Annotated in this window: 10 protein-coding genes; 3 read left to right on the top strand and 7 right to left on the bottom strand. The window is 55.1% G+C overall.

All coding sequences use genetic code 11. The features are described from left to right. The 7 genes from H4I92_RS00095 to H4I92_RS00065 all read right to left on the bottom strand — a co-directional run. Window positions 1-239 (bottom strand): hypothetical protein (locus H4I92_RS00095; RefSeq protein ID WP_218668091.1); only part of this gene is annotated, 239 nt, incomplete at its 3' end. Window positions 240-278: 39 nt separating this feature from the next. Next, entirely contained in the window at window positions 279-623 is a 345-nt protein-coding gene (locus H4I92_RS00090; RefSeq protein ID WP_077528625.1) for a hypothetical protein, read from the bottom strand. 25 nt (window positions 624-648) lie between these two features. Continuing rightward, on the bottom strand, window positions 649-792 hold the full coding sequence (locus H4I92_RS00085) for a hypothetical protein (RefSeq protein ID WP_179105570.1): 144 nt from the start codon (window positions 790-792) through the stop codon (window positions 649-651). A 127-nt stretch (window positions 793-919) separates the two neighbouring features. Next, window positions 920-1,117 carry a hypothetical protein gene (locus tag H4I92_RS00080; RefSeq protein WP_077528624.1) on the bottom strand — a complete coding sequence of 66 codons (198 nt, stop codon included), beginning with the start codon at window positions 1,115-1,117 and terminating at the stop codon, window positions 920-922. Beyond that, on the bottom strand, window positions 1,114-1,419 hold the full coding sequence (locus tag H4I92_RS00075) for a hypothetical protein (protein WP_077528623.1): 306 nt from the start codon (window positions 1,417-1,419) through the stop codon (window positions 1,114-1,116). The genes H4I92_RS00080 and H4I92_RS00075 overlap by 4 nt, the downstream gene beginning before the upstream one ends. Further along, entirely contained in the window at window positions 1,416-1,802 is a 387-nt protein-coding gene (locus H4I92_RS00070) for a hypothetical protein (protein WP_077528622.1), read from the bottom strand. Before H4I92_RS00070 ends, H4I92_RS00075 begins: the two co-directional genes overlap by 4 nt. Beyond that, window positions 1,799-2,005: a hypothetical protein gene (locus H4I92_RS00065; RefSeq protein WP_077528621.1), complete on the bottom strand. Its 207-nt coding sequence runs from the start codon at window positions 2,003-2,005 to the stop codon at window positions 1,799-1,801. Before H4I92_RS00065 ends, H4I92_RS00070 begins: the two co-directional genes overlap by 4 nt. A 107-nt stretch (window positions 2,006-2,112) precedes the next feature. Here H4I92_RS00065 and H4I92_RS00060 point away from each other — a divergent pair, with 107 nt between their 5' ends. The 3 genes from H4I92_RS00060 (at window position 2,113) to H4I92_RS00050 (ending at window position 3,450) form a co-directional block, all read left to right on the top strand. After that, window positions 2,113-2,391, top strand: a complete 279-nt coding sequence (locus H4I92_RS00060) for a DNA-binding protein (protein WP_077528620.1) — start codon at window positions 2,113-2,115, stop codon at window positions 2,389-2,391. 331 nt (window positions 2,392-2,722) lie between these two features. Beyond that, window positions 2,723-3,259, top strand: coding sequence for a hypothetical protein (locus H4I92_RS00055; RefSeq protein ID WP_077528619.1), 537 nt, complete (start codon window positions 2,723-2,725; stop codon window positions 3,257-3,259). Window positions 3,260-3,291: 32 nt separating this feature from the next. Continuing rightward, complete coding sequence (locus H4I92_RS00050; RefSeq protein WP_179105569.1) at window positions 3,292-3,450, top strand: hypothetical protein; 159 nt, start codon at window positions 3,292-3,294, stop codon at window positions 3,448-3,450. The last annotated feature ends 284 nt before the right edge of the window (window positions 3,451-3,734 follow it).

Genomic DNA, 3,734 nt, shown 5'->3' with positions numbered 1-3,734 from the left:
GAGAACATCGGTAAGCCGGCACCGATGCTCCACACCTTCCCCAAATCCTTGGCATCCGGGAATGCGAACAACGATTTAAGGGTCGGATACTGTGAATACTCCTGGGCATCGAGCACGACGTACCCGGAGCATTCGGAAACCGATTCGGTGGTGATGCGCAAACTGCCGCTTGTGGTTTCGACCAGACAGCCGCCGGATATCGCCGGGGCTGAGAAGGCACAAACCAGGATCAGAAGCATCAAGCGCATCACCGGAATCCCCGCTGCTTGGAACGGCGGTTACTGGCTGGCCTGGGCGGTCTGACTGCCGCCGCTGCCGCCACTGGATTTGGCACTGCCTGAGATCTGGCGCTTGGCGAGATTGAGCAGCTTGAACTGCGCCTTCTGTCCGCCGCCGGCTTTCATCATCGCTTCGGCGTCGAACTCGCAGGGCAACTCGGATTCGTATTGCTCGATCTTTTCGACCAGGGCGTGATCACAACCCCACTTCATGACGTCGTTGCCGATGCGGTCGGCATCGTCCGGGTCGGCCGGTTCCATGGTGAAAATCTGGCCGATCTTGTTGCCGTCGATGTCGAAACGACGCGCACCGATGACGGTGATGGTCAGTTGCTGTTTGGACATGGTTCTTTCTCCAGCTTTTGGCCGCTTAGCGGCGGTTTTCACTTGTGGACTCCGGGGAGTCCGGTTGCTCGGGGGCGCCCTGCGGGCGCCGGTCCGGGACCTCGGGCTCGGGAATCAAGGGGCAGGCGTCGCTACCCCCGTCATCCTCTGCCGTCGGCGGCGCCAACATGACCCAGCTCCTGCGCAGCGCAAGGGCCGCTTCGCTGCGCCCTTCGGGCGCCCCTTGCCCTGCGCACGATCTGGGTCGGGCGCCTCTATACCGACGGCGACGGATGACGGGGGCAGCTCTTACGGGCCTACTCATTGGCAGCAGACTCCCCAGCTTTCTGATTCAGTGCTTGTTCTGACGCTTTGTGATTCAGTCCTTCTGCCAGGAGCTGGGCCGCGTAGTCGGACGGGGTCTTCACGTCCTGGGTGTTGGCGGCCTGGACCAGCAGCTGGCGATAGGTGTCGACGTCCAGGTAGAGCCGGACGCTTTGCTTTCTGCGGCTCATGCGGCCTCCTGTTGGTCTGAAAGGGCGGAAAGTGCGAGGCAGGCCCGCTGCATCAGGTAAGCCTCCGGGGGCATCTGGCGGCTTGGAGTGAGGCTGTACTCAATGACGATCTGGCGGAATCCGGTCAGCGGGACATACCATTCCGGTTTGAGCGTCATAGCGGCATTGATCAGTCCGGACAGGCGGTGCTCGTGGATGTCAGCAGCCTGAAAACGCCCCTGGTGGTACAGGTCCATGACATCACGGGCCTGTTGGGTGACCTGGACCAGGTACTGATTCGGATCGGCAGTCGCGTGACTCATGCCTGGTTCTCCTTTTCTACAGTCTCCGGTTGCCCTGGCTGGTTCCGTTCCTGGATCGCATTGCGGAAGCCCTGGCGCAGCCAGTCAGCACAGATGGCGGAAGAGACGGTCACGAAGAAGCCCCGTTCGGGCTGTTCAACCTGGAAGAGGTGCCACCAGACGACCGGGTAGCCTTTCTCGCGGGTGCTCTTGAGGCACCAGTCACCACGCACAGCCCGCCAGCGCACCCCATTCACGGACAGGTTCAGGCGATCCGGGTGGCGCTTGTTTGAGCGCAGGCGCTTCTGTACGTCCTCACGGGCCAGGAACTCAGCGTTCTGCGCCTCAATCGAGGTGAAGCCGATCAGGTCCGGCTGGGCGGCGTCGTGCGTGGCCGGGTTCATGCCGTCCAGTCCTCCAGGTTGATGGCTTCCTGGGAAAGGCGGGCGATGTTGACCATCCGGGCCTTGCCGCACTTCATGGAGGGAAGGTGGCCTTTGTCGATCATGCCGCGGACCTGGCCTTCACTGAGCCCTGTCATCTCAGCGAAGCGTTCCTTGCTCATGACCGGCACCGGGATCATCACGATTTGCTTATGCTCGTCCACTTTTTTACACCCTGCTACACTATTTACGGTTAAAGACTAAATAACTTACTAAGTACATATTACTCATGGTAGCCACCAAGAGTAAATACTACTAATTGAGCGTGGCTATGATTCGTGACCGGGTTATTGAGCTATTCGATTGTCTGGACCTCTCCTCAAAGGAGATGGAGGCCAGAACTGGGATAGATCGATACAAGTGGGGAAATATCCGCGGCAAAAAACAGAAGGTGAACGAAGATCACCTGGATGCTCTAACCAAGGAATTTCCGCAGTTCGCCTATTGGTTAATGACCGGCGAGACGATGCCTGAGCAGGGGCAAATCAGTCCCAAGGAAGAGCTAGCGAGGCGCACCAACGCCCTCGGACACGGAGAGGCTTCCGGTTAGCCGCAACAATCCGACAACGATGGCACCAGGGAACGCCCAGGGAATAACAAGGACAAGAGGGAAACGGCCAGAGTGCATAGGGGTACTGGCTTACTTAGCGTTAATGTTTGTGACACTTTTTGACAGTGACAGATTCTGTATCTGACAAATCCGTCATATGACTAACTCAATGAATTATGTATAAATCCCTAACAAAGCTCTCAACGCTGACGCTGGCCCTAAAAAGTGGTGTAAAAATAACCAGTATCTTTCTGTGCAACTATGTGGTGACATGTGCGTACTGGTCCTGTAGAGTCGCCAAGCCGTAATATAGGCAGGGAGAGCAAAGGCGATGAGCTATAGCCTTATACAGGTTGGCCCCAAAGTTATCGAGGATCTGCATAACAACTGGCTAGATCCTCTGAAAGATGAGGAAAACATCCCAGATACACCATACGAGATGGCTGTATCATGGGCGGAAAAATCACGGAATTCTCACGACAATTCAACAGCTTATGCTGTTTATGGTGGTGAAGAACCCCTGGCGCTAGTTGATATCCGCCAAGTGTTTCCAGGGCAGGAAAATGGCTGGCTAAAGGTGATGAATATCGTCGTGGCACCGCGCTACGACCTTCGACAGCCGAACACAGAAGCGCTCAATAAGTGGACACGAGGGAAGGAGTTTGGCGACATAGCGGCCGCTTTGGTACTTGAATCCCTCGAATTAGCAACTACTGTTAAGGTACCTAAGGTCAAAATTTACGCGAGTTCTGAGATCACGCTCGATTTCTTCGAGCTGGTGATCTCGCACATGGACGAGCAACTACTGGAGCGAGCCCAACTGGATGTGGACTCCCACGGTAACTGGCTTGTCTTCACAATCGGCTGATAGATAGCTGAAAGTGTCAACTGGAGGATAAAATGACTACCAAGCATGCTGCCTTTGCAGCTCATAAAGAAGCTCTTAGGAAAGACTTCTCCAATGCCTTTGCAAAAGCGTTAACCCAGATGGGAGATGACGCTAAGCGCATCGATTGGTTTGCTGGTAACTCTAAGCAAGAAAGCCGCAAAGCCGCGTAAATCATTAAAGAATTTCTAAGCCTGGTTCCATGAGCCAGGCTTTTTTTTGTCTGCGACATCCATAGCGATTAACGACTAAACAGTGTCAACGAGCTGTCAACATAACTGCGGCTTACAGTGATTCAGTAAGGAACTACAATTTGCTAAAAGACTGACTGTGAAGGATTATGGTTTACTGTGATTGCTAAGCTCTGGATTGAAAATCCTCGTGTCGGTGGTTCGATTCCGCCTCCGGGCACCAAGAATATCAAAGACTTAGCCCGCCTCGTGCGGGCTTTGTTGTT

The organism is Vreelandella halophila (assembly GCF_019903425.1).
Taxonomy (GTDB): Bacteria; Pseudomonadota; Gammaproteobacteria; order Pseudomonadales; family Oleiphilaceae; genus Halospina; species Halospina halophila.
The sequence above is the reverse complement of the archived record's forward strand: the minus strand, read 5'-3'. Positions and strand labels throughout refer to the sequence as shown.